This is a genomic window from Dactylosporangium aurantiacum, from assembly GCF_000716715.1.
Lineage (GTDB): Bacteria > Actinomycetota > Actinomycetes > Mycobacteriales > Micromonosporaceae > Dactylosporangium > Dactylosporangium aurantiacum.
This window is the reverse complement of sequence record NZ_JNYJ01000223.1, coordinates 1-202: the sequence shown is the minus strand read 5'-3', so window position 1 is coordinate 202 and position 202 is coordinate 1. Positions and strand designations below refer to the sequence as shown.

The window sequence follows — 202 nt, the reverse complement described above, 5'->3', positions numbered from 1 at the left end:
GCTTGCCGCGCTCGATGGTGAACTCGATGTCGCACAGGTCCCGGTAGTGCTCCTCGAGCTTGGCCATGATGGCCATCAGCTCGTCGTACGCCGGCTTGTTGACCTCCTCGAGGGCCTGCAGCGGCACCGTGTTGCGGATGCCGGCCACGACGTCCTCGCCCTGCGCGTTGGCCAGGTAGTCGCCGTACACGCCGGGCTCGCC

Annotated in this window: 1 protein-coding gene; it reads right to left on the bottom strand. The window is 67.8% G+C overall.

The window, feature by feature from the left end; genetic code table 11:
• A partial coding sequence (locus OP18_RS51010) for a hypothetical protein (RefSeq protein WP_033368098.1) occupies nt 1-202 on the bottom strand: 202 nt, incomplete at both ends.